The organism is Patiriisocius sp. 208BN25-11 (genome assembly GCF_058147145.1).
In genome coordinates this window covers 1-2,482 of the sequence record NZ_JBYVJY010000031.1, presented here as the reverse complement: position 1 = coordinate 2,482, position 2,482 = coordinate 1, and the positions used below count along the sequence as shown (strand labels likewise).

At 40.9% G+C, this 2,482-nt stretch carries 1 protein-coding gene; it reads left to right on the top strand.

The genetic code is table 11. The features are described 5' to 3' along the window. A partial coding sequence (locus ACY2RS_RS15415) for a beta strand repeat-containing protein (RefSeq protein WP_490099561.1) occupies positions 1-2,482 on the top strand: 2,482 nt, incomplete at both ends.

Below are 2,482 nucleotides of genomic sequence, written 5' to 3'. Positions count from 1 at the left end.
ACGGTATGTTTACCCGTAGAGCAAAGTGTAACAATTACAGAGCCACAAAACGCATTAAGTGTAAGTGCTACCTCTACTGATGAGAGCGGACCAAACACAGGAGATGGAACAGCAACTGCCAATGCCATTGGCGGAACGCCGCCATACAGTTATGTATGGTCACCAGGTGGAGCGACAACACAGACCATCACAGGCTTATCACAAGGAACCTATACAGTAACGGTAACCGATGCCAATGGATGTGTTGCAACGACTACAGTACAAGTAAATCCAGGAACATGTTTAGACTTAGCGGTATTTGCACAGGCCACACCAGTAACGTGTAATGGAGATAGTGATGGAACGGTAACAGCAAATGTTACAGGCGGATCAGCAATCGCAGACATTAGTTACTTATGGAACACGGGAGCAACGACACAGACTATTACGGGTCTTCCAGGAGGAACCTATAGTGTGACTGTAACCGATGGAGTTACGCAGTGTACTGCAACGGCAAGTGCTACGGTGAATGAGCCAAACGAGTTAAGCTCAGGAATAGCAATCAACAATATATTATGTTTTGGAGAAGCAACAGGTTCTTTAGACTTAACAGTAACAGGCGGAACACCAGCCTATAGTTTTGTATGGAGTAATGGAGCAACGACAGAAGACATAGACAATTTAGTAGCAGGAACGTATAGTGTTACCATTACCGATAGCAATGGCTGTACAACAACCAATAGTGCAACGGTAAGTCAGCCGTTAGCAGCGTTATCGCAAACTAATACGATTACCAATGTAGGATGTTTTGGTGAATCAACTGGAGCGATTGATTTAGAAGTTGCTGGTGGAACGCCAGGATATACGTATGCTTGGAATACTGGTGCAACGACACAAGATATTTCAGGACTAGCAGCAGGAACGTATGATGTAACGATTACTGATGCCAATGGATGTACGCTAGAAGCATCATTTACAATCACTGAACCATCTGCTGGTTTAAGTGAGACAAACACAATTACAGATGTAGCGTGTTTTGGTGAATCAACTGGAGCAATTGATTTAGAAGTAGCAGGTGGAACAGCACCATACATGTATGTATGGAGTACAGGCGCAACGACACAAGATGTTTCAGGATTAATAGCAGGAACATATAATGTAACAATAACGGATTCCAATGGATGTACCTTAGAGGCTTCTTTTACAATTTCAGAACCATTAGGTGGCTTAAGTGAAACCAATACGATTACCAATGTAGGATGCTTTGGAGAAATAACTGGTGCTATTGATTTAGAAGTAGCAGGCGGAACTCCAGGATATACGTATGCATGGAGTACAGGTGCATCAACACAAGATATTTCAGGACTAGCAGCAGGAACGTATGAGGTAACAATTACCGATGCTAATAGCTGTATGTTAGAGGCATCATTTATAATTACTGAGCCTACAGCGGGATTAGCACTTCAAATCTCAAATCAATCAAATATTCTTTGTACTGGATTTGGTGCAGTTTCTGTAGAAGTTTCTGGAGGAACGGCTCCTTATAGTTTTAGTCTTAATGGAGGAGTGCCTCAAGCATCTGGAGATTTTACAGATCTATTAGAAGGTACATATACTATTTCGGTTGTAGATGCTAATGGCTGTTCAGAGGATATTTCAGTATTTATTGAAAATGCCTGTATTGCTTTAGTAAAAGAAGGAAATTATAACGGAACAGATGTAAATGGAGATTGTATTAGTACTCCAGGAGATGCTATTAACTATACATTTACTATCACCAATGAAGGTAATGTTCCCCTCGGAAACATTAGCCTTTCCGACCCATTGTTAGAAGCACCAAATCCTGTCGTAGCTATTGCTTTTGGTGGTGGTGACACGAATAATGATGGTATGCTTGATGTAGATGAAACATGGGTATATACTGCAGACTATGCAATTGTAGAAACTGATATCACGAATGGTGGTGTTATTAACCAAGCTACTGTCAATGGACTTGCTCCATCTGGAGCGACTGCAGATGATTTATCGGGAACGGATATTTCTAATGATACTGAGACAACAACGTCAATATGTCAAAATGGTTTCATAGCGATTGTAAAAACGGGATTGATCAATGATAACAACCAAGATGGTTGTGCTGATGCTGAAATTGATACAGTGACCTATACGTTTACAGTAACCAATGAAGGTAACATCCCATTAACAAATGTTGTTGTTACCGATCCACTTATTGACACAACTACATTTACGAGTGGTGACACAGATAATGATGGAGCTTTAGATCCAAATGAAACATGGTTATATGCTGGAGTATATACCATTACGCAAGACAACATCGATCTAGGAACAATCACAAATCAAGCAACGGTAAATGCCGATAGTGCTGGAGGACCTGTAAGTGATCTTTCTGATGAGAGTTTAACGATCGAAGACGATCCAACAGTAACGACGCTTTGTCAAGAAGCAGATATTGCGATTGTGAAGATGGGAGTGATTAATGATA